Here is a 2,299-nt window from a genome sequence, read left to right on the forward strand (position 1 = left end):
AAGCCATAACCATATCTAGACCAAAATGGGTTGGGTTTTGAATAACACTACCAAAATATAAACCCAAACAAGTCCCTATTACCCAGAATAGCCATAGAGCAATTCCGCCACCAAATAAAATTCCAAGCCCTTGTTTTTGATTTTGAAATGCTTGTTGAGCGAATGCCCAATTCGCATCAGAAATGACTAATAGAATGCTATATCGTTTGAGTGGCGATAGATTCTTTAGCCAAGGGTATAAAGATGCACCCATTAAAATATGTCGTGCATTAATGAAGAAAATAGTCACTAGCAGAGGAATTAAAGACACACTTTGTCCCCATAATTCTAATGTGGCAAATTGAGCAGCGCCCGCAAATACAAAGGTACTCATCGAAATGATAGATAAAGGATCTAATCCAGTCTGAATGGCAGCTAATCCAAATGCAGCACCAAAAATTGCCACAAAAATAGAAATAGGAAGCAGACTTTTGAATCCTTTCCAGATAAGGTCATTATTCAATTTGCTAAGTTCTTGGTCTATGTTTGACACAACAGATCCTTGATATGAAAACCTTTTAAAAATAAAGGTGAGAGAGGAATTAAATTTTATAATCTATTTGAATTTATAAAAGCGAATAATTCAGTAGTATAGTATTCGTTTATCGAATATTAAAAGGTAGCGGTGAGTGCGTGATCTTCAAATTGATTGGCTAAAATGTTTCTTAGCTGTGGTTGATAAAGGCTCACTTTCAAGTGCTGCACCTGATTTAAACCGCTCTCAATCGGCTGTAAGTATGCAACTTAAAAAATTAGAAGAGGCCTTGCAATGTGAATTGATTAAAAGATCAAGTAGACAGCTTCAACTGACATCACAAGGGGAGTTGCTTTTAGGTTATGCGAGAAGAATGATGGCTTTGCATAATGAAATACACAACGCCTTTCAGAATACAGAATTAAGTGGGCGCATAAGATTAGGTGTTCCTGATGACTACGCATCAACTTACTTAACACCAGTGTTAAAGAAGTTTTCTACATTACATCACAAAGTTGAAATTGAACTACATTGCGAGCAATCCACATCCCTTATTCCTCGTATTGAATCTGGTGATCTAGATTTAGCTTTAATCTCTAGAGAGCATTCACGCCAAGGAACTTTATTGTTTTATGAACCTCTTGTCTGGGTAGGTTCACCTCAGTTTGAAACTTGGAAAACAAGTCCTCTGAAAATTGCAGTATATGAAGATACAAGTTTAGCCAAACGTAATGCTATTCAGTCTTTAGCCCTCCAGGGGAAAACGTATCGGGTTGTATATAATAGTTCTAGTCTAGCAGGACAAATTGCTGCTGTTGAAAGTGGCTTAGCAGTCGCTGTATTCACACGTTGTAGTGTGCCACCCCATTTGAAAATTCTAGGTGCTGAACATGGGCTAGGACCACTAAAACCAATGCAAGTAGCAGTTTATCGAAGTCAAAAATCTCTAGAGTTTGAAGCTGTAAGCTATTTGCAGGATTTATTAATATCAACATTGAGAGAATCAATTGTATAAATAAAATGAGAAATTATCTTTATCCTACATTTAACTTGTCAGAAATTATTTAAGTGTCCAAGTAGAATAAGAATCAATGTCCAATGTTATGTGCGATTGAATGTTCAATTAAATAAGAATATCCAAACTTTCTGAGTCGAACCATTAATGAAGTATCCATACCGCCATATTTAGCACGCCATTTATAGAATGTAGCATTGCTCATGCCATGTTCACGGCAAAGAGTAGCGACAGGTGTACCAGATTCCGCCTGTTTCAAAATGGACATGATTTGACTGTCAATAAATTTAGATGTTTTCATACAGAATTTCCTGCTTGTATCTTAAGAGAAAATTCTACTTTTAGATCCTTTTATTTTTAGGAGGGGATTACCATCTGAACTCTTTAAAAGCAGCCTATGCAGAAATTTCTTGTTTGAAAAAGGCTGCTGCGTAATAAGTATTTGAACCGTACCGGGTTTGTCGGAGAGTTAATATTCTGAGAGACTATCCCGATGACAAAATTAAAATATACCCCTGAAATTAGAGAAAGAGCGGTTCAATTATTGATTGAATCTGAAAAAGATTATCCATCGAATTGGGCTGCGATCACCGCTATTGCTCCCTGAGCAGTATACTGCGCAAGGGTTGTACTCCTGAAACACTACGTGTTTGGTATCAAAAATATTTAGATAAACAAAATCCAGTTAAAGTACAGCAGCTTTCAGACCAAGAACGTATCAAACAACTCGAACGCGAAAATAAAGAACTGCAACGCGCCAATGAGATTCT

2 protein-coding genes and 2 pseudogenes are annotated in these 2,299 nt (G+C 36.7%); 2 read left to right on the top strand and 2 right to left on the bottom strand.

Features of this window, described 5'->3' with window-relative positions; genetic code table 11:
* The coding region (locus tag N518_RS0115115) for an AzlC family ABC transporter permease (RefSeq protein ID WP_034594275.1) at window positions 1–532 on the bottom strand (532 nt) is incomplete at its 3' end.
* A 136-nt stretch (window positions 533–668) separates the two neighbouring features.
* Here N518_RS0115115 and N518_RS0115120 point away from each other — a divergent pair.
* Window positions 669–1,529 carry a LysR family transcriptional regulator gene (locus N518_RS0115120; protein WP_026444478.1) on the top strand — a complete coding sequence of 287 codons (861 nt, stop codon included), beginning with the start codon at window positions 669–671 and terminating at the stop codon, window positions 1,527–1,529.
* 127 nt (window positions 1,530–1,656) lie between these two features.
* On the opposite strand, the pseudogene N518_RS16535 reads toward N518_RS0115120, so the two are convergent.
* A pseudogene (locus N518_RS16535) lies at window positions 1,657–1,830 on the bottom strand (transposase); the annotation flags it as partial.
* 192 nt (window positions 1,831–2,022) lie between these two features.
* Between N518_RS16535 and N518_RS0115130 the strand changes: the two are divergent.
* A pseudogene (locus tag N518_RS0115130) lies at window positions 2,023–2,299 on the top strand (IS3 family transposase); the annotation flags it as partial.

Origin of the sequence: Acinetobacter sp. UNC436CL71CviS28, assembly GCF_000620525.1 — a bacterium.
Lineage (GTDB): Bacteria > Pseudomonadota > Gammaproteobacteria > Pseudomonadales > Moraxellaceae > Acinetobacter > Acinetobacter radioresistens.